Genomic DNA, 19,394 nt, shown 5'->3' with positions numbered 1-19,394 from the left:
CAGGGAAGAGAAAATCAAAGAAAAAACTGAAGAATTGATTGAAATGATATTTAAAAAATAATTAGTCATAAAAATTAAATTCAAAATAATTGAGATAAAGGAGAGCATATTATGAGTGTAGGATTCAGATATAGTGCTATTTGGAGAGAATTTGGTGATGCAGATTTGTTACATGCTTTCTTCTCGACAATAAGTTATCGTTTAGAGTCAAATAATTGGGGGAGTATTTATCCTTATCTGCAAAAAAATTTTTATAATGACGGACTTAATTCAGACGAAACGATAAAAGCTTTAGATGAATTAAAAGATATTCGAGAAAAATTTGCTAAATTGAAACCTGAGGATATTATATGGGATGCAGAAGACTTAACCAAAAAGCCACCAAACAGTTTTTTTGATCAATTACAACCATCAAATCTTTCAGAGTGTTTTGTTGCATTAAATGGGAAGAATATCTTTGATATACTAACTGAAGTTTTTGAGTTTTGTAGCAAAAAAGGCTTAAGTGTAAAAATACAAAGCAGCCGAGATTTAGTAAAATGAATTACTGGAGATTTTAAAAAGTATGCTAACTGGTTTAAATTGGAGAACTGTAACACCTGAATTCTGTAGTAAGGAAAAAAATAAGAAGTTCATGTTTTAATCATTGATTAATCAATGAAGCTAGTGGAGATAGAACTATAAAATATGAAAGTCAGTGGCGGTAATTCTATAACAAAAAAGAAATATAGTGAATGGAACAACGATGGATCTGGGATCCTGAAGTATCATTTGAATCAAGTTGTAGCTTATAGTAGAGTAATTCCAAAATATGAAAGTGTTTCAATTGTATTGTAAGGAAATATAGTAAATTACCCTGTTGTCTTAGAGCGCACAAGACAATGGAATTGTTTTAGGATCAATTTAATCCTGCTACTAAGTCATTTCCTGTTGGTTCAAGATATGGTGAGAAAACAACGAATTTTGAATATACAAGAGCTTTAAAATTATTTTTGTAAAAAGTCGGTTTATCTGAAAAGCAAATAAATTAAAGTTTATGTGAAGTAATTGAAATGAGGTGCTATAAAATTTGGAAAGAATAGATGATACAGAACTGAAAAAAATGATTGATTATCATATGGTTTGGTCAAATACATCTGGCAAAGATGGAATGAGGTTATATTTATGTAACAGAGATTTATCTGATTTAGATTTTTCAGGATTGGATTTAGATGGAGCAGTAATGGAAGAAGTAAATTTTGCAAATTCCAAATTTGTTAATACCATGCTAAATGATGCACATTTAGTTTTGTCAATATTTAATAATGCTGATTTAACTGGCGTTAAGTTAAGCAAAGCAAATATGAATAAAACATTATGCCTGAATGGAATTTTTACTAATTGCAAAGCTATAAGAGCTACGTTCTATGAAGCAAATTTGAAAGGTTCTGATTTTACAAATGCTGAGTTATTGGGAGCTAGTTTTAGTAAAGCAAATTTAGAAGGGTGTAGCTTTTGTAATGCAAACTTAAAAGCAACGGTTTTTAACGGAGCAAGGTTATATAATACTTGCTTTAAGGGAGCAACTGGCTTGGAGGAAATTTATGATAACCAAACTATAGATATTGGTCCTGAAGGAACAAAAATTTTACTTAAAGGTGAAGAAATGAAAAAATGGTTAAGGGAACAGGCGTCAAAATAGTATTAATATGGTAGAATGTATACTTTTTTTATTATAATATTAATAGTCAAATTGATAATATAAGGCTGAAGGAATAAAACACTTAAGCTTTTTTTCTTGAGTTTGGAGTTTTCATTTACATTTATAAACTAAAATTATTTTCCTTTAGTAAGCTTGCCTGAAATTGACTTGATATCATACATTAAAGTGTAGGTATTGCTGGGGAGTACCAACAGAAGAGGTTGACTTTACATATTTTGTTGATTTCATTGAATTATTAAAGATGAAAAGGGTTGAAATGAATCCTACAACTCCGAAGGATATCGACGAACATAAAAAATAACTAATGGTAAGCAGCTTCCGAGTGCATATATAGAGTTTTATAAGCATATGGGAAATGGAGTATCTTTTTTTTTAGAGGACGCTCTTGCTTTAAAGATGAAATTATGTATTTAAAAGAATGGGCAGAAGAACTTTTAGAAGAGAATAATTTCCCTGGTAAATTGTCTGAAAAGGACTTTGTTTTCTGGATAAGTCAGGGATATATGTTTTGTTTGTTTAAGTTGGATGAAGGTGATGAACCACCAGTTTACTACTATTGCGAAGGGAAAAGATTAACTAACTTTGTTAAGATAGCAGATTCCTTGTCATCATTTTTATATCGATTTTATTCTTTAGATAAAGAGTTGTTTAAAGCAATGAATGGTTAAAAATCTTTTTTGGAGATTAGGCTTAGACAATGGCAATTGCAGCCTTGAAGCATTTGTGTTATATGAGGAGTGATAATTGTGGACAAATATGAAGTTGCTAAGAAAAAATTAATTGATTCAGGTTGGTATGAAGGAAGAAAAATTGATATTTCTGATCTGGAAAAATCATTGACTGAAGATGGATATGTGGTTTCAAATACTGTAAGAGATTTTTTGGAAGAGTTTGGATTGCTGAAAATTAGCTTTAATAATCCAAAAAATAATAAATTTATAAATACAATATATGTAGATCCTAGAAAAACAGGTGTTTTTAAATCTGTTATAGATGCGTATGGCAGACACTGTAATACTACAATGGTACCTGTTGCAGATCTTCCAAAGCATTGTATGACTATTTGCATAACCGAAGATGGTCACTTTTATGGTGGATATGATGATTGGTTGTTGAAGCTGGGAGATGACTTTTTCGAAGCATTGTATAATTTGCTTTCCGGAACAGAAATTAAGCCGGAAATGGTAAAACTTAATGATTAAATATACTACTGTAATTAGAAGATTATAACAAATACGATAAGTTGTATTAGTGCTCAAAACTAGTAGTTTGTATATTTATACTTACTACTAGTTTTTTACTTAGTAGATTTAATTGATTTTCTGCAACTAAAAATGCTGAAATATATGAAGATAAATGAATTGGCAGATTTGAAGTTCTTTCAAATATATTTTGTGATAAAATTAGAACATTAAAAAGATTTCAAATTTATTTGTTCCGATGGCTTTTGCAACATTTATCTTTATTATACTGTCGGGCATTTTTTTTAAATATACTGAAATTGACTTTAAAAACAATGCAGTGGACACACAGGCAGTAATAACAGGTTATACTGAATATGGAATTGCCATACTATCATATACTGTTGGTGAAAAGGAGTACAAAGTTAGTTCGAGAAAACAAATTCCTGACAGTCAAATAGGAGATAAGATACAGATAAAATATCATAAAAGAAATCCCACTTTTATAGAAGTTGGTGAAAATCCATTGTATAAAGATTCTGTTTCATTGATAATAATCGGAATTCTGGGATTATTCTCTCTGGCCTTGTTTTTAATAAAATAGACCTTATGATATAATAAATTCAAGCATTTTTTCGGGAGGATAAAAATGGATAAGATTGAACTGATAAATAAAATGATAAAAGCAAATCCAAAGGACGCTAATGCATGGTATTTGCTTGGTCTCGAACATTCCCAGAACAACAATATCAGTGAAGCATTGAAAGCCTTTTCGGAAGCATTAAAATATTGTGATGACAGCATTAAGAACGAGATAATTACAGCTCTCAGCAGTTTATCAGAGTCGTCTTGCCTTAATAAAGATTCAATGCCTGTGGATGACGGCGAAAATTCAATATATTTAAATAATTTTGACAGTATAGAAAACGGAGAAAACAATAAAGATAATCAAACTTCAGGAGAGTTGGATTTTGAAGAGAATGAAGATGAAAGTAAGCTTATTCCCCTTAGAGTTATAGAGGGAAAGCGGAGAGGAAATGTTCCGTTGGATGAAGACACGGATAAAAGTGTCACTTTTTCCGATGTCGGAGGACTGGATGAGCTTAAGGAAACTATAAGAATGAAAATTATAAAGCCTTTTTCTTCTCCCGGACTGTTTGAAAAATTCAAGAAGAAATCCGGAGGGGGAATTCTTCTCTATGGACCTCCCGGGTGTGGCAAAACCTTTATTGCAAAGGCAACTGCCGGTGAGTGCAAGGCAAATTTTATTCCTGTACATATAACAGATATACTTGACCCGTATTTTGGAGTAAGTTCTCAAAATATTAGAGACATATTTATCAAGGCAAGGGCAAAGAAGCCCTGTGTGCTGTTTTTTGACGAGATAGATACAATAGGTTTTAACCGTGCTAAACTGTCTAGTGAGAATATGAGGCCTATTATTGATCAATTTCTTGTAGAACTGGAAGGCATAGATAGCAGTAACGAAAAAATACTTATTATTGGTGCCACAAATATGCCCTGGGACGTTGATCCTGCTTTGAGAAGGCCGGGACGTTTTGACAAGCTTATTTTTGTCATGCCGCCCGATGTGTATGCCAGAAAAGAGATATTTGCTTTAAAACTTAAGGGAAGACCCATTGAAGACATAGATTATATGACTCTTGCAAAGAGAACAGAATTATATTCCGGTGCGGATATTGAAAATGTAGTTGAGCATGCAGTTGAAAATGTAATTGGCTCAATTATGAAGACGGGGATTGAAAGAAAAATAAACATGGATGATTTGATTTTTGCCATCGAAAAGACAAAACCTTCAACCCTCGATTGGTTGAGAACAATGGAAACATATATAAAGTATGGAAGTAACAGCGGTATGTTTAGAGATGTGGAAATGTTTCTTAAAAAATACAGAGCATATCTTGACAGGTGATAACATTGGGGAATGGAATAAACTTGGAAGCCTATGAAATCAGGAAGCAGGTACAGCATTTTATTGACCTTAGGCGTTATGAAAAGGCTAAGGCAATAGCATCGGATTTAATATCAAAATATCCTGATTTTGCTTTTGCTTATTATGATATGGCATTATGTGAATATTACTTGGGCAGAATTGACAATGCAATTGAATTGTGCCAAAAATCCCTGGAACTTGGTATGGCGCCATTAACGGTATATACGGCGATGATGCTTTATCACAATCATAAAGGTGATTATAAAAGTGTTGAGTTTTATTACAACAATATAAATAAAATGGGTGCAATCAAAGCAGATGTACGGGCTATGTATGGATATTCATTGTGGAAAAGAGGAAGGAAAAAAGAAGGCAGAAATATGATAGAAGAGGCCTTTAGTGAAGACAGTACAAATCCTGCCATACTTTATTATATATTGTGCACTGCTAAAAGAGGCGGTAAAGATAAAAAACGATTGAGAGAATTAATAAATATATATATGAATACAGGTGCTTCCGAAAAAGATATATTGATGTTTGCCGGCAGAGTTGAGGCGCATCTGGGAAATTGGCGTGAAGCAAAGAAAAATTTTGAAAAAGTTTTGAGTATTGATCCAGCGGACTTGAAAGCTGATGCTTTTTTAGCTTGGACAGATATGAATAAACATCTGGTAAAGTTTGGCGTATATATGTTTCTAGCTGCTGCTATAGCATTTTTTGGCTATGAGGAAAAAATATTCAAGTTTTTATCCGTTTTTTTAATATTTCTGTATTTTATGATTGTTATAATAATATGCAAATACAGAAGGGATATGTTTTAGATTAACAATAAAGTACTCGTCGATATTGTCGGACTAAGTGAAATTAGGGAAAACATAAGAAAAATTATAAACCTTTTTAACCTTTGAAATATTTAAGACATTTAAGAGGTCTTAAAAATACAAGTAATATTTTGATAGGTGACGATAATGGGATATGGAATAAACACAGAAGCCTATAAAATCAGGAAGCAAGTGCAACATTTTATCAGACTTGGGCGTTATGAAAAGGCTAAGGCAATTGCCTCGAATTTGATAACAGAATATCCTGATTATCCCTATGCTTATTATGATATGTCTGTATGTGAATATTATTTTGGTAGAATTGACAATGCCATTGAGTTGTGTCAAAAGTCACTGGAACATGGTATGAGGCCGTTAGCGGTATACATACTGATGATGCTTTATCACAATGAAAAAGGCGATTATGATAGTGTGGATCTGTATTACGACAACATAAGCAAAATAAGTACAAGTGAAGCAGATGTAAAGGCTTTGTATGGATATTCTCTATGGAAAAGAGGAAGAAAAGAAGAGGGCATAAAGATGGTAGAAGAAGCCTTCAGCGAAGACAGTACTGATCCTATAATACTTAAATATTTACTGATCACTGCAAAAAGAAAAAAAGACAAAAATCAATTGAAAGAATTAATTCGAATATATATGAATACCGGAGCTTCTGAAAGAAGCAAGCTTCAGTTTGCCGGAAGAGCTGAGGCTTATATGGGAAATTGGCGTGAAGCAAAGGAAAATTATAGAAAAGTTTTGGGGATTGATCCAATGAATGAAGAAGCCAAACTTTTTTTTACTATGCTGGAGGTAGAGAAGGCTATTGTAAAAATGGGAGGATTTGTACTTTTACTTGCTGTTTCGCTATATTTGAGGTTTAGTGATGGAAGAATACTGAAATATTTTTCTATTATTCCTGTTTTAGCGTATTTGACGTTTGTTATAGTATACATAAAAAAGAAGAGAACATTATTTTAGTTATGGCGAATTATCGCTTATTATATCTGTACGCAGAAGTTTTCCGTCAGAACTGAGGGTGAGTTCAACGCAGACGGTATTATCAATGTCTGCGGGATTATTACTGAAAAAGCCCATTATAGTAATGCTTTCGTCGATATTTTCTGTAACTTTGGCATTGGTTAAAACACTGTTACTTTCATAGACTCCAAAGTATCTTTTCCACAAAACATTTCCTTTACTGTCAAACCTGACGGAAACCATATTTGCATCATAAGGTGCATTTCCGATAGCCAATTTGTCGCCATTGTTCAGTGAAAACACAGCATAAAAATTCGTGGTGTTCAAATCCTCTGAATAGTTATAGCCGAGGGTGTTACTCTGCACTTTACCCGAGAAAACTGTACCTAAAAGTGTCATAACACATAGTATTAAAAAAATACCGGTGTGAACTTTTGAGATTTGCATACAATTCCTCCCGATGACAAATTTATGTAAGCCGATATCTTTATCGGCAAATAGTTGGAATAGGATTACAGTAAATATTATATTTTATTAAGAAATTATTCATTTCTTTTGCCTAAAATGCCATTTATTGAACGATTCACTATTAAGACTGATGACTTGAAGGATAACAATGGAATGTTGGAGAATACTAACTGTATAGTGGCAATTTATTGATTTGAATAGTAGAATGAAATAATTTATAGTATTATAATTTTCAGTTGTTTTAGTTGGAGCAAATAAAAAATATTATAAATGTAAATCAAAAATTGACAGGAGAAAATTAGATGGCAGATAAAATTCTTGTAGTGGATGATGAAGTTAATATAGCCGATGCCATAGCTTATGCTTTAAGAAGAGAAGGATATAATGTTGAAGTGGCTTATGACGGAAAAAATGCTCTTTCAATATTCCAGGGTTTTAATCCAGCTTTGATGATTCTGGATGTAATGATGCCCGAAATGAGTGGGTTCGATTTAATGAGGAAGATAAAGGACAGCAATAAAGTCGGAATTATTTTGCTTACAGCGAAGAACGATATAGTGGACAAAGTTTTGGGGCTTGAATTGGGAGCAGATGATTATGTTACAAAGCCCTTTGATATGAGAGAACTTATGGCAAGGGTAAAATCACTTTTAAGACGGATAAATGCGACTGCTGAAGAAACTAAACATTGCATGGATATAGTTATACAGGATTTGCAGGTACTTTACGAAAGCAGAAAAGTAAGTGTCGGTAAAAAAGTGCTGGATTTGACACCTAAGGAATTTGACCTGCTGTTTTTGCTGCTTTCCAATATAGACAGGGTTTTTACAAGGGATGAACTTCTAGACAGAATTTGGGGCATGGACTATGCCGGAGGTACAAGAACTGTCGATATTCATGTTCAACGATTGAGAAAGAAACTGGGGAACTACCAGGATATTATTACTACTGTGCACGGTGTGGGTTATAAAGCCACAAAGGAGTATTATGAGGATTAGTATAAAGATTAAACACAGCATATTTTTGGCATTGCTTTTGTCATTAACGGTCTTTGCTTTAAGCATTCTTGTGCTAAAAGGTGTTAAGAATGAGCATGTGATGCAGTATGAAGAAATTTTGGCCTCCTATGGAAAAACGGCAAACTTGTATATAAATGAACGGTATTTTTCCAAAGGCTTGGACTCCTATAAGCAATTTTTAGAAGAGAACGGGAAAGAACTGGCGGATTACATAAACCGCTTAATCAACAGGCCGGTTATTATATATGATATTGACGGTAACATAGTGGGTTCAACTCTTCCGGCTAAATCCGAAACTGAAACAAGTGGTGCCATTTCCTATGCCCTTGAGGGAAAGATTGCTTACATGGTTGAGGGGAATCTGTTATATTATTTCACACCGCTGATTATTCGAAATGAACAGGCCGGAGTAATTCAAATTTCCTATTCTTTAAAGCAATATGAGGATTATTATAATAAAATCAGACATATTTTTATAGTTGTCGGTACAGCAGTATTAATCTTTGGTTTTATTGTTGCTGTTATGTATTTCAACTCTTTTTCCAATGGTATTTTGAAACTCAAAAACTATTCTGATATAATAAAGAACGGAAACTATCAGATTCCTGTTTTAAAGAGAAGAGACGAACTAGGGGAATTAAGTGAAGGTATATATTACATGAGCTGCCGAATACGTGACAATATTGAGAACATGAGGCAGGAAGAAAGAAAACTGAAATTGGCAGTGGAAAAATTATCGAAGCTTGAGAAAGAACAAAAACGCTTTATAGGCAACATTACCCACGAATTTAAAACTCCTCTTACCTCAATAAAAGCGTATTTGGATTTGATTTCAATGTATCCTGAGGATGCAAATCTTCTGGAACAGGCCAGGGAGGTTATTGGAAAAGAAACCCTGCGGTTGGAGAGTATGGTTGATAAAGTTCTGCATTTATCAGCCCTTGAAAAATATGATTTTGAACTGAATAAGGAGAAAGTTGAAATAAGTGAATTGATTGAGACAATTTGCAGTAATATGAAAGGACGAATGGAAAAACTTGGCATACGTCTCGAAATGCAGCTGGAAAAAGCATATGTATTGGCAGACAGGGAAAGTATGAATCATATACTGGTTAATGTACTGGATAATGCAATAAAGTATAACACAGATCAGGGGCGAATATTCGTCAGGTGCTTTAAACAGGGGGACAATGTCCATATTGAAGTGGAAAACACAGGCGGTTATATACCGGAAGAGGAAAGAAAAAAGATTTTTGAACCCTTTTACCGATTGGACAAGAATAGATCAAGGCAGACCGGTGGCACAGGATTAGGGCTTGCACTGGTGAAGGAACTGGTAATAAAGCAGGGGGGTACAATAGAAGTAAAAGATTCCGACAAAGTTAAAACTACATTTCTTATTGTCTTCCCGTTAGATGAAAATACCTGTACAAGAGATGAAAACGGTAATATTATCTGAGACTTTAAGGTTCAGTTTATATATTTATATGCTGCTTTAAGGAGGGATTGGGTATTAGAAAGGTGTTAAAAGCCATAATTGTATTGGCTGTTATTTTACTGCTGCTGGCAGGAATATTGAGGTATACCTATATGAATAAGCCCATTGAATTAGAATTGGTTGAAGTTGCCAGAGTAAATACTGAAGAGGAATTGATCGGAACATGGTGGGTAATGTTTTCTGAGGATAAGTTTCCTTACATCAAGGAGTATATTTTAAAGGTACCGGATTTTGATTTTAGTACGAATAACATGATTATTTCGGCTAACCGTGAGATTAAACAAATGACCTACACTTTAGCCAGTAAGAAACATACACCTCACAAAGATTCATACATAGGTATCGCGACATACAAGAGTCAGTTGCATCCGAATACTATTTTCGTGTATAAAGTCGAGAAGATTAAGCTAGTCGATGAAGAAATTGCAGGATTTAAACCGGAGGTAAGAATTGAGGATTAGTATATAATACTATTAGCCTTGATGGGACCAGATGTTCTGACAAGGCATTTCTTTTTCAGTAAATTTTAATCATTCAACCATGCTTGAGAAAACGAAGAACTGGTCAACTGTATTTTTACAATAGGAAAGGAGAAACTATGTTTCAAATAAAATCATTCTTACTCAGACCCGGGAAAACAATAGAGAATTTAGAAGATGCAATTACTAATTATCAGCAGTATTTTATAGCCATAGATGATAAAAATGAAATGACTGAAATAATTAAAAATTTAGACCGTTTCTATATTGAAGGAGCAATTATTATTTATTATTATGACAAAAAGATAATGGATTTTGATTTGTGGGATTTGATTGATCAATTGTGGAGTTATATAGTCAGTACAATAAAAATGGCTATTTTAAATGGAGAAGCAGAAACTTATTTTCCAGATCAGCCGGTTAAAATTATTATTAAAGATTTGAGAAAATCGATATTATTCCAAATTCAAGTTCAAAACAGAATAATGTCTCATGTATTACCCAGAGATGAATTTTTACAAGAAATTTTAAAAGCAGCCAAATTATTTTTTCAGGAAATGATAAACTATGATAACGAATTTTATAAAAGGTACAAGTTTGAACTGGAAGAGATTGAAAGCATTAAAAATTTAGTACATATTTAATTTTGGGGTCTATTACTTAATATGGAGCTGTCTCAAAATAAGATGAATATTTGACAAACTATTCGCGTTATCCTAACTTGGCTGAGTCTATAAAAAGTCCGATAAGGTATGAAGAAAATTATTATATTTAATGAATTGATGGATTTAAAGATGGATACATTATTGCTTATTGAAAAAAATAAACCGGAGAGTGGGATATTACCACTTACCGGTTTGGGGATAGTCAAAAAATAAAATTTGAGATTAACAAAAACATTCCCTTACTAGCTTGTATAAGCTATATATTTTCCTGTACAGGAAACTTATTAATCATACCAAGTAAATGCATCTTCATATATGCAAAGTCAATTGAATCGATTGTTCCATTTCCGTCAACATCGGCTGCTTGTTTGTTAATGGAATCTTCCTTTACCATACCAAGCAGATACATTTTTAAAAATCCGTAATCTATTGAATTGAAAGTACCATCTTGATTCACATCGCCGTAAATAACAGCGGATGAAGGTGTTGGTGTTGGATTGAGCACTTGTGTGGCTGTCGGTGTGGCACTCGTTTTCTTGATAGCATTCCTATAGGCATTTAAAGCTGCTTCGCTTGAATTGATCCTCCAGTCGGTTTCTTTATTGTGGTTAAACCAAACTGCTGCAAAAATTTTGTCATAGGAGGATTTAATTCTATTAAAGGAATCGGTAATCCACTGTGCCTTGTTGCCACCTATTTCTGCTGAAGCCCATTCAGCTATGATAATTGGCTTGTTATAGTTTCTTAAGCTGTTGTATGCTTCCGAAAAGATTTCATCGAAAGATTGCCATTTGCTTCCCCACGATTGTGTTGTTCCCCAATTATAGCCGTCTATGGAAGTGTAATCTACATAATTATCACCGGGGTAAATTCCCGTAAAGGAAGTATTTGGGCCTACATTATTGCAGTTTACGTTGAATACCCACTTTACATTATTTGCTCCTTCACTTCTGAAAATGTCTACAATACGCCTGAAGGCAGCTATATATGTGCTGTTTGTGTTTTTGCCGCCTGCATAACCTATAGCCCACGGATACCAATCACCGTTGGCTTCATGCAAAGGCCTTAACCAAATTTCCTTTCCATAGTATTTCATATCTTGAGCCATCCTTCTGATGTAACTGTCAGCGTTACCGTTCATAATCTGAACAGTATCATATTCCCATGGTTCCCAAGTAATTAGTAATATTGCGTTATTTGCATATACGGCGTCGGCATGTGGCCTTACAAAATCAAAATTAGTGCTCCAGTTAATAAACATATGAACTATATCCAAATTTCTGCCTTGCAGCTGATTAAGTTCCTTGATACCTGCATCGGTAGGTTGGGATCCCAACCAGGCACCAATTTTCAATTCCGTTTCGGCAGAGTTTCCTGTTATTGGGAATAATGTTAAACCTAATAAAAGTAATATTGCCATTAGGATAGATTGTTTTCTATTCTTGAGCATAAATACCCCCCATTTTTCTATTCTCTTAATTTTATTGTACATTAATCCTTCCGGGGTTTCTATTAGCATTATTTTTAATTCATTATATTTTTTTAAGATGAAAAGATAGTAGATGAGATGCGCTCTGTCCTTTTATTTTTGGCCTATTGTCAATTTGGCATAATATTGTCCGGGAGACATGCCTTCGTATTTTCTGAACATGCGGATAAATGTAACAGAGCTGCTGCAGCCAACTCTTTTTGCAATTTCACTGATTTTTAAATTACTTTCCTTTTGCATAAGCTCTTTGGATGCTTTGACCCTGTAAAGGTTTAAATATTCTTTGAAATTTTTTCCTGTATAGTATTTAAACATTGTACTGAGATATGAAGCTGACATATTGAAATGCTCTGATATATCATAAAGGGAAATATCTCTTGTATAATTTTCCCGTATGTAATTTATCATCTTATTAGCCATTGTTCTGTCATACTTTTTATCGTCTAAAGCATATCTTATTGCATGTTTCAGGCTCATACAAATCCCTTCGTTCCAGGATAATTCAAATATATCGGCATCCATCTTCATGCGAAGGGTATTGAGACGGTTTTTATAAGAATTTATATCGCATTTTGCCAGTAAATTGCCTACTTTACGGAATAAGTTATCTGCCGCTGCAAACAGGCAAGCCGCTCTCCTGTAATCGCCGAGCATGGCGGAAGCGGTGGCCAGACCTTCAAAAACCAGAAAAATATAGCTAAGAGTATTTTGCTTTATTTCTATATAGAGCTTTAATCCGCTTAAAAATAGCTCCTCAGCCTTCAGATAGTTTTCCTGCGCCAGTTCCAATTCGGCTAAACTGCGGTATACCCAGGGAATATCTCCTTTATTGCCGGTTTCATTCAATAATTGCAAACTTTCATTGAATAATTGATATGCTTTGTCTGTTTCACCGGTATGATGGCAAATTTCGCCCAGATCTTTTTTAATACGTGCAATTATAGCCAAATATCCCAGTTCATAAGCAAGGTTCAGACTTTTTGAATAATAACTTTCGGCAAGTTCATAATTACCCTGGGAACGGAGCAATTCTGCAATGTTTAGCAATGCCAAGGTCGTTTCCACTTTATCGTCTATTTCCTCACATCCCGAAAGACATTTTTGAAACATTTTCATTGCCTGCTCAAACTCACCATTAGCCCGTAAAACCAGGCCCATTCTGCCGTATGACCTTAATATGCCGTATTTGTCGTCATACTCTTTATAAATTCCAAGACTTTCATTTAAGCATTTTTCTGCCATATCGTAGGATCCGTTGAAATAGTAAACCTGGCTGAGTTCTTGAAGAACCTCTGCAATACCACGCTTGTAATTGGCATCCCGATATATGTTCAGGCTTTGATTCAATAATTCCACTTCATGCTGCAAATTGCCCGATATATTATTTATCAATGCCAAATTGTATTTAATCGAGGCTTCTCCCATGGGGTCATTTCTTTCCAATGCCAATTTTAAACCCTTTTCGAAAATCTTGACTGCTTTTTCGCAATTGCCGTTTAAAAAAACAAATCTTCCCAACCATTGATAAGCCTCAATATAGTGTTGGATATTCAATGAATCGTCCTGCCTTTGAATTATGGATTCAAGGATACTTTGGCCTTTGTCCCAGTATCCTCTTACTTCCCAGTAGTATCCCATTGATATGGCCAGTTTCAACTCTTTTTCAAGGCAATTTGATTCGGATAAATATTCTAAGGCGCAAATTATATCCGAATATGCCTTGTCCATCATGCTGAGGGCTGTTTGACGTTTGGAATCGTAATAATTGTTTTGGGCTTTAATGGCATAAGAAAGAAAATAGTCGGCATGGCATTCTTTTATAAATTCTTCGTCACTGTCTTCCGACAGAAGTAATGCGGCATATTCTCTGAATATTTCAAGCATATTAAAAGAGTATTCATCTTTTTCAGTGAATTCCGGATCTATTATCAATATGTTATTATTTGCCAAAGACAATAAATTTTCATATAAATTGTCTATATCGTTTTTATTGTTTATCACGGCAGAAACGGCACTTATGCCGAATTTCCCTTTAAAAACGCCCAGTCTTGTGAAAATTTTCTTTTGGCTGGTATTCAACAGGTTGTATCCCCATTCAATACAATTTTTCATGGTACGGTGGCGTACCGGCAAGTTTTTCGGTCCGTCCGTCAGCCAATTTAAACGACTTTGGTTTTGAATCAGCATTGTATTTATCGGTATTTTTGCAATTTTTACAGCCGCAAGCTCAATAGCCAATGGTATTCCTTCCAGATATGCGCATAGTTTGGCTAACTGTAAAGCATTTTTTTCTGAAAGGCTGAAATCATTTTTTATAGCTTTGGCTCGCGATAAGAATAAATTAACAGAGGGCTGCTTTTCCAACAGTTCAACGGTGAGGTCGCTATCCGGGTTTGGAATTTCCATAGGTGGAACATTAAACAGATACTCACCGTATACATTTAAAGGCTGACGGCTTGTAACAATCAATGACAAATCGGCTGCTATGGCGAGCAGTTCTGTCAATATGGGAGCTGAATCTATGAGATGATCAAAATCATCAAGAATAATTAAGATTTTTTTATTCTTCAATGTGTTTTTTACGGCATCCAATTGTATTTGCCCCTGAATTTCGGGCACATTTAATACCTTTGCAATGTTGGATATCAGTAATTCTGTTTTACTGATTTGTGACAAAGGGAACCAAAAAACTCCATCATTGTATTTGGGAAGGAGTATTCGAGCAACCTTTAGAGCTAATCTGCTTTTTCCTATTCCCCCAGGGCCAATAAGTGTTACAAGTCTTGCATTTTTAAGCAAATTGCAAATCATTTCGATTTCATCTTTACGTCCTATAAATTCTGTTGTCTCGGCAGGTAAATTGTGCTTTGGAGCATTGCATATGTTCTTGTTTTTCAAAGTCATCAAATATTCTTCGTTTATATTCCAACCCTTTTGTTCGTCATAGAAGATTATTTCTTCTTTTACCAATGTTTCAATTTCAGACTTTATATATTTTGGTAGTCCCCGGGTCTTATTATATAAGTATTCAAGTATAGCTTTTGGCGGCTTGTCCCAAACAAGCACTGTTTTTAGGAATTGATACAGTCCTTTTGGTGACAGTGGCTCTAAGAATATGGTTTTATAAACCGGAACATCAACAAAGTCAATATTTGTAGTTACATTGGAGTGTGTTGAGTAAATCAGAGCAAAATCGTTTCCATGGGATAACAGGCTTTTAAGAATACTTATAATTTCATTATCCATATTATCAATGCCATCAATTATAATAATTTGGCTATATTTTTGGTCGGCAGTTGTTTGGGTAATATTGTAGTCCTTTAGCGTATCAAAATTATATTCATTTGCATTAATGACTTCATAATTGAGATTTTGAGCAATAGAAGCAGCAATATTAAGAAAACTTGTTGCTCCGGAACCATGAGCAGCAACAATTCTTAATATCCCGCACTTTTTAATATGCAACTGTTCAAAGAAATCGTTAAGAATATTAATATCATCATCTCGTTCTATTAGCCTGGAAATGTTATTGAATTTAAAGTCTTTATTTTTCATACCTATCATCTCAAAAAAGTATAGTGACTATATTATATCATAATTTCATCTATTTATCGAATATAACAAGGGACGGTTCTCTGTTTGATGTTATCATATCGCAGACACATGAATATTACATAAGTTGCCCCCAATGTCAATCGGATTTTTAGAAAAGTTTACAATTCTGAAACATTTGCTATATATTTTTGAGATATTGTACGTCTAAAATATAGATATCAGGAATACATACAAAAGTTTGGAGGAAAAGTTATGATAAAAAAGGTTTCAATTTTTTTAGCTATTGCAATGACAATTGCTGTGTTGACTGCATGCAATTCAAATATTCCGGGGCGTACAACCATAAAAGATGGAGACAAAACCATAACTATAATTGAACCCAGAGCTACTGCAGAAAACGACGAGTTGAGGGTAGAAAAAATAGATGAGTATAAAGATATAAGGGCACTGGATTGGCAAAATGAGGACAGGCTTTTAGTGAGCAAAAAAAACACTAATGTTAATAAAATATCCAGTGAAGGTGAGGTATTTTACCCCAACAATTTATATATATTTGATATAATAAGCGGAGAGTATAGAATACTCAAAGAAGAAAGTGCCAATCAATTGTTTGCTGAGTTTTCACCGGATAAGAAGCACATTTTTTACAAAACCAACAGTGAAGAAACTGCCCGTGGTTATGTCATGGATTCGCAAGGACAAAATGCAGTATCCGTAACAGGGGATAAAACAATGTATGTTATGGCGGGAAAGTGGGTTGACAATGAGAGAGTTATTTACCCCGATTTCGGCAACGGCATTTATGAAGGAGACATTTCCGGAAAAATTGTTGAAGTAGTTAATTTGGGTTCTGAATCGGCAAATTATGCGTTTAGGAATGGTAATGATATTTACTACCTAACATCGGGATTGGAACTGAAAAAATATAATTTGGACAGTAAGGTAACCGATACCCTGGATGAAAACGTATTTAAGATATTTCCGTCAGGGGATATGAGTAAACTTGCTTATGTAAAAATGACCAAAGATGAAAAAGTGGAGTTGATAATGGCCGATATGGATTTTAATAAAAAGACTTTGGCAGAGGGTATGGCAATTTCACAGGCAGCATGGTCTCCGGACAACACTAGGCTGGTGTTTTCTATTACCAAAGAGGCTTCGGAAGAAAGCGGGATTTATTTGAGCGATTTTAAATCGGGGGAGACATCCCGAATATCGTTGTTCGATGAAGTTATAGGCTTTAGCTGGAGCCCATCGGGAAAGAAAATTTCGGTTTGCAGATTTGATAAGGATTATAATATTTGGTCAAACATAATTACATTAAACAAGTAATTCGCCAAATAATTCAGTAAGAACAAATGTATTTTTATAGAATTTACGGAAAAAAATAAGAGGTGATAAAATAAAAGCGAATCCGCGACCTTTGGCAGTCAGGGTTCGTTTTTTTATATTTAATTTCAATTGTCAAAATATATTTGAATATATTTCCCCAAACATATGTTTGAATATGCGATGCTGTGTGGTATAATATATGTTATTAAAAATTTTGGGGAGAGAAACTGTTATGCCGGAGTTTAAGATTGTATCTGAATACAAACCCTGCGGGGACCAACCGCAGGCTATAGATAAATTATGCGAAGGTATTAACCGGGGACTTAAGGGACAAATTCTTTTAGGGGTTACCGGTTCCGGTAAAACCTTTACCATGGCCAATGTAATTGAAAGGGTGCAGAAGCCGACACTTGTAATTGCCCATAATAAAACTCTTGCTGCCCAGCTATGCAGCGAGTTTAAAGAATTTTTCCCCAACAATCTGGTAGAGTACTTTGTCAGTTATTATGACTATTATCAACCGGAAGCATATATTCCGGCTACAGACACCTATATAGAAAAGGATTCTTCCATAAATGACGAGATAGACAAATTGAGGCACTCGGCTACTGCTGCCTTGTTTGAAAGAAGAGATGTAATTATTGTGGCCAGTGTTTCCTGTATTTATGGTTTGGGTGACCCGGAGGACTATACCGACCTTATGCTGTCTTTGAGGAAAGGGATGCAAAAGGATAGGGACGAAATTATCAGAAAACTTGTGGAGATACAATATGAAAGAAATGAGATAGATTTTAAACGCGGTAAGTTCCGAGTAAGAGGGGATACATTGGAAATATTCCCGTCATCATCATCGGAAAAGGTAATAAGGGTGGAATTTTTCGGCGATGAGATAGAGAGGATAACTGAAGTAAATTACCTAACCGGTGAAATATTGGGAACAATGTCCCATGCTGCTATATTCCCCGCTTCCCACTATGCAACAACAAGGACTAAAATGGAAAGGGCTATAAAAAGTATAGAGCAGGAACTGGAAGAACGCTTGAAAGAGCTTAAAGCAGAAGGCAAGCTGCTTGAGGCACAGAGACTTGAGCAGAGAACCCGATATGACCTTGAGATGCTGCAGGAAGTGGGATTTTGCCAGGGAATTGAGAACTATTCAAGGCATATAAGCGGAAGAAAACCGGGAAGTCCTCCTTATACTCTTATAGATTATTTTCCGGATGACTTCCTGATGATAATAGATGAATCCCATGTAACCATTCCCCAAATAGGAGCCATGTATAACGGAGACAGGTCCAGGAAGCAAGCACTGGTAGATTACGGATTCAGACTGCCGTCGGCTTTTGACAACAGGCCGTTAAAGTTTAGCGAGTTTGAAGAAAAAATAAACCAGGTTATATTTGTCAGTGCAACGCCTGCTACCTATGAGAAAGCCCATTCGCAGCAGATAGTTGAACAAATAATAAGACCTACAGGACTTGTTGATCCTGAAATTGTTGTAAAACCCGTTAAGGGACAAATTGACGATTTGATCGGTGAAATAAATGAAAGAATAAAGAAAAATGAGAGGGTTTTGGTTACCACTCTGACCAAGAAGATGGCAGAAGACTTGACAGATTACCTTAAAGAGCTGGATTTTAAAGTCAAGTATCTTCATTCGGACATTCAGACCATTGAGAGAATGGAAATTATACGAGATTTACGACTGGGTGTGTTTGATGTTCTGATAGGAATAAATCTTTTGAGGGAAGGTCTGGATTTGCCCGAGGTTTCATTGATTGCTATATTGGATGCCGATAAGGAAGGATTTTTAAGATCTGAGACTTCACTTATACAGACCATCGGTAGGGCAGCCAGAAATGTTAACGGTAAGGTAATCATGTATGCCGACACCGTTACCGAATCGATGAGAAAGGCTATCAGCGAGACCAATAGAAGAAGAAAGATTCAGATGGAGTATAATGAAAAGCATGGAATTACTCCGCAAAGTGTAAAAAAAGGTATAAGGGATGTAATAGAAATTACAAGAGCTGCTGAGGAAAGTGCGGACTATGAAATACAGAAAACTGAAGAAACTTTAAGTGTCAGTGAGGCTCAAGACCTTATTGATGCTTTAATGAAAGAAATGAAAGAGGCTGCCAAAGATTTGCAGTTTGAAAGGGCTGCCGAACTGAGAGATAAGATTAATGAGTTAAAAAAGAAATTCGGTTTGTAAAAATTAGAATATAATCGAAATGTTTGTTTAAG

General features: G+C 34.7%; 17 protein-coding genes. 14 read left to right on the top strand and 3 right to left on the bottom strand.

The window, feature by feature from the left end; genetic code table 11:
• Window positions 1–111: 111 nt before the first annotated feature.
• The 8 genes from CLOCL_RS15415 to CLOCL_RS15380 all read left to right on the top strand — a co-directional run bounded on the left by CLOCL_RS15415 (window position 112) and on the right by CLOCL_RS15380 (window position 6,642).
• Window positions 112–543, top strand: coding sequence for an immunity 70 family protein (locus tag CLOCL_RS15415; RefSeq protein WP_014256214.1), 432 nt, complete (start codon window positions 112–114; stop codon window positions 541–543).
• 526 nt (window positions 544–1,069) lie between these two features.
• On the top strand, window positions 1,070–1,681 hold the full coding sequence (locus CLOCL_RS15410) for a pentapeptide repeat-containing protein (RefSeq protein WP_014256213.1): 612 nt from the start codon (window positions 1,070–1,072) through the stop codon (window positions 1,679–1,681).
• Between the two features lie 425 nt (window positions 1,682–2,106).
• Window positions 2,107–2,370, top strand: coding sequence for a hypothetical protein (locus tag CLOCL_RS22240; protein WP_051411199.1), 264 nt, complete (start codon window positions 2,107–2,109; stop codon window positions 2,368–2,370).
• A 78-nt stretch (window positions 2,371–2,448) separates the two neighbouring features.
• A complete protein-coding gene (locus CLOCL_RS21225) occupies window positions 2,449–2,904 on the top strand; it encodes an SUKH-3 domain-containing protein (RefSeq protein ID WP_014256212.1) in 456 nt (151 codons plus the stop codon).
• 238 nt (window positions 2,905–3,142) lie between these two features.
• Window positions 3,143–3,487 carry a hypothetical protein gene (locus CLOCL_RS15395; protein ID WP_014256211.1) on the top strand — a complete coding sequence of 115 codons (345 nt, stop codon included), beginning with the start codon at window positions 3,143–3,145 and terminating at the stop codon, window positions 3,485–3,487.
• A 45-nt stretch (window positions 3,488–3,532) separates the two neighbouring features.
• The gene (locus tag CLOCL_RS15390; protein WP_014256210.1) at window positions 3,533–4,816 is read left to right on the top strand and encodes an AAA family ATPase; all 1,284 of its coding nucleotides are present in this window, start codon (window positions 3,533–3,535) and stop codon (window positions 4,814–4,816) included.
• Complete coding sequence (locus tag CLOCL_RS15385; protein ID WP_014256209.1) at window positions 4,813–5,658, top strand: tetratricopeptide repeat protein; 846 nt, start codon at window positions 4,813–4,815, stop codon at window positions 5,656–5,658. Before CLOCL_RS15390 ends, CLOCL_RS15385 begins: the two co-directional genes overlap by 4 nt.
• Before the next feature lie 147 nt (window positions 5,659–5,805).
• A complete protein-coding gene (locus tag CLOCL_RS15380) occupies window positions 5,806–6,642 on the top strand; it encodes a tetratricopeptide repeat protein (RefSeq protein WP_014256208.1) in 837 nt (278 codons plus the stop codon).
• On the opposite strand, the gene CLOCL_RS15375 is transcribed toward CLOCL_RS15380, so the two are convergent.
• Window positions 6,643–7,089, bottom strand: coding sequence for a hypothetical protein (locus CLOCL_RS15375; protein WP_014256207.1), 447 nt, complete (start codon window positions 7,087–7,089; stop codon window positions 6,643–6,645).
• A 323-nt stretch (window positions 7,090–7,412) separates the two neighbouring features.
• On the opposite strand from CLOCL_RS15375, the gene CLOCL_RS15370 reads away from it, so the two are divergent.
• The 4 genes from CLOCL_RS15370 to CLOCL_RS15355 all read left to right on the top strand — a co-directional run bounded on the left by CLOCL_RS15370 (window position 7,413) and on the right by CLOCL_RS15355 (window position 10,750).
• Window positions 7,413–8,108, top strand: a complete 696-nt coding sequence (locus tag CLOCL_RS15370) for a response regulator transcription factor (protein WP_014256206.1) — start codon at window positions 7,413–7,415, stop codon at window positions 8,106–8,108.
• Window positions 8,098–9,588, top strand: a complete 1,491-nt coding sequence (locus CLOCL_RS15365) for a sensor histidine kinase (RefSeq protein ID WP_014256205.1) — start codon at window positions 8,098–8,100, stop codon at window positions 9,586–9,588. Before CLOCL_RS15370 ends, CLOCL_RS15365 begins: the two co-directional genes overlap by 11 nt.
• Window positions 9,589–9,635: 47 nt before the next feature.
• Window positions 9,636–10,088 carry a hypothetical protein gene (locus CLOCL_RS15360; protein ID WP_014256204.1) on the top strand — a complete coding sequence of 151 codons (453 nt, stop codon included), beginning with the start codon at window positions 9,636–9,638 and terminating at the stop codon, window positions 10,086–10,088.
• A 137-nt stretch (window positions 10,089–10,225) separates the two neighbouring features.
• Window positions 10,226–10,750, top strand: a complete 525-nt coding sequence (locus CLOCL_RS15355; protein ID WP_014256203.1) for a hypothetical protein — start codon at window positions 10,226–10,228, stop codon at window positions 10,748–10,750.
• A 277-nt stretch (window positions 10,751–11,027) separates the two neighbouring features.
• On the opposite strand, the gene CLOCL_RS15350 is transcribed toward CLOCL_RS15355, so the two are convergent.
• Both CLOCL_RS15350 and CLOCL_RS21220 read right to left on the bottom strand, forming a co-directional pair.
• A complete protein-coding gene (locus tag CLOCL_RS15350) occupies window positions 11,028–12,221 on the bottom strand; it encodes a dockerin type I domain-containing protein (protein WP_027621893.1) in 1,194 nt (397 codons plus the stop codon).
• A gap of 132 nt (window positions 12,222–12,353) precedes the next feature.
• On the bottom strand, window positions 12,354–15,815 hold the full coding sequence (locus CLOCL_RS21220) for a tetratricopeptide repeat protein (protein WP_014256201.1): 3,462 nt from the start codon (window positions 15,813–15,815) through the stop codon (window positions 12,354–12,356).
• Window positions 15,816–16,067: 252 nt separating this feature from the next.
• Here CLOCL_RS21220 and CLOCL_RS15340 point away from each other — a divergent pair, with 252 nt between their 5' ends.
• Window positions 16,068–17,147 carry a TolB family protein gene (locus CLOCL_RS15340; protein WP_014256200.1) on the top strand — a complete coding sequence of 360 codons (1,080 nt, stop codon included), beginning with the start codon at window positions 16,068–16,070 and terminating at the stop codon, window positions 17,145–17,147.
• 232 nt (window positions 17,148–17,379) lie between these two features.
• On the top strand, window positions 17,380–19,362 hold the full coding sequence (uvrB, locus tag CLOCL_RS15335) for an excinuclease ABC subunit UvrB (protein WP_014256199.1): 1,983 nt from the start codon (window positions 17,380–17,382) through the stop codon (window positions 19,360–19,362).
• The last annotated feature ends 32 nt before the right edge of the window (window positions 19,363–19,394 follow it).

Origin of the sequence: Acetivibrio clariflavus DSM 19732 (assembly GCF_000237085.1) — a bacterium.
GTDB classification, from domain to species: domain Bacteria; phylum Bacillota; class Clostridia; order Acetivibrionales; family Acetivibrionaceae; genus Acetivibrio; species Acetivibrio clariflavus.
Note: the sequence above shows the minus strand (reverse complement) of the source record. Positions and strands in the feature narration are given on the sequence as shown.

Bases quoted from the DNA above. Each gene is read 5' to 3' on its own strand.
- CLOCL_RS15415 (WP_014256214.1), top strand. From the start codon at position 112: ATGAGTGTAGGATTCAGATATAGTGCTATTTGGAGAGAATTTGGTGAT.
- CLOCL_RS15355 (WP_014256203.1), top strand. From the start codon at position 10,226: ATGTTTCAAATAAAATCATTCTTACTCAGACCCGGGAAAACAATAGAG.
- uvrB (WP_014256199.1), top strand. From the start codon at position 17,380: ATGCCGGAGTTTAAGATTGTATCTGAATACAAACCCTGCGGGGACCAA.
- CLOCL_RS15350 (WP_027621893.1), bottom strand. From the start codon at position 12,221: ATGCTCAAGAATAGAAAACAATCTATCCTAATGGCAATATTACTTTTA.
- CLOCL_RS22240 (WP_051411199.1), top strand. From the start codon at position 2,107: ATGTATTTAAAAGAATGGGCAGAAGAACTTTTAGAAGAGAATAATTTC.
- CLOCL_RS15370 (WP_014256206.1), top strand. From the start codon at position 7,413: ATGGCAGATAAAATTCTTGTAGTGGATGATGAAGTTAATATAGCCGAT.
- CLOCL_RS15340 (WP_014256200.1), top strand. From the start codon at position 16,068: ATGATAAAAAAGGTTTCAATTTTTTTAGCTATTGCAATGACAATTGCT.
- CLOCL_RS15375 (WP_014256207.1), bottom strand. From the start codon at position 7,089: ATGCAAATCTCAAAAGTTCACACCGGTATTTTTTTAATACTATGTGTT.
- CLOCL_RS15390 (WP_014256210.1), top strand. From the start codon at position 3,533: ATGGATAAGATTGAACTGATAAATAAAATGATAAAAGCAAATCCAAAG.
- CLOCL_RS21220 (WP_014256201.1), bottom strand. From the start codon at position 15,815: ATGAAAAATAAAGACTTTAAATTCAATAACATTTCCAGGCTAATAGAA.
- CLOCL_RS15380 (WP_014256208.1), top strand. From the start codon at position 5,806: ATGGGATATGGAATAAACACAGAAGCCTATAAAATCAGGAAGCAAGTG.
- CLOCL_RS15365 (WP_014256205.1), top strand. From the start codon at position 8,098: ATGAGGATTAGTATAAAGATTAAACACAGCATATTTTTGGCATTGCTT.
- CLOCL_RS15395 (WP_014256211.1), top strand. From the start codon at position 3,143: ATGGCTTTTGCAACATTTATCTTTATTATACTGTCGGGCATTTTTTTT.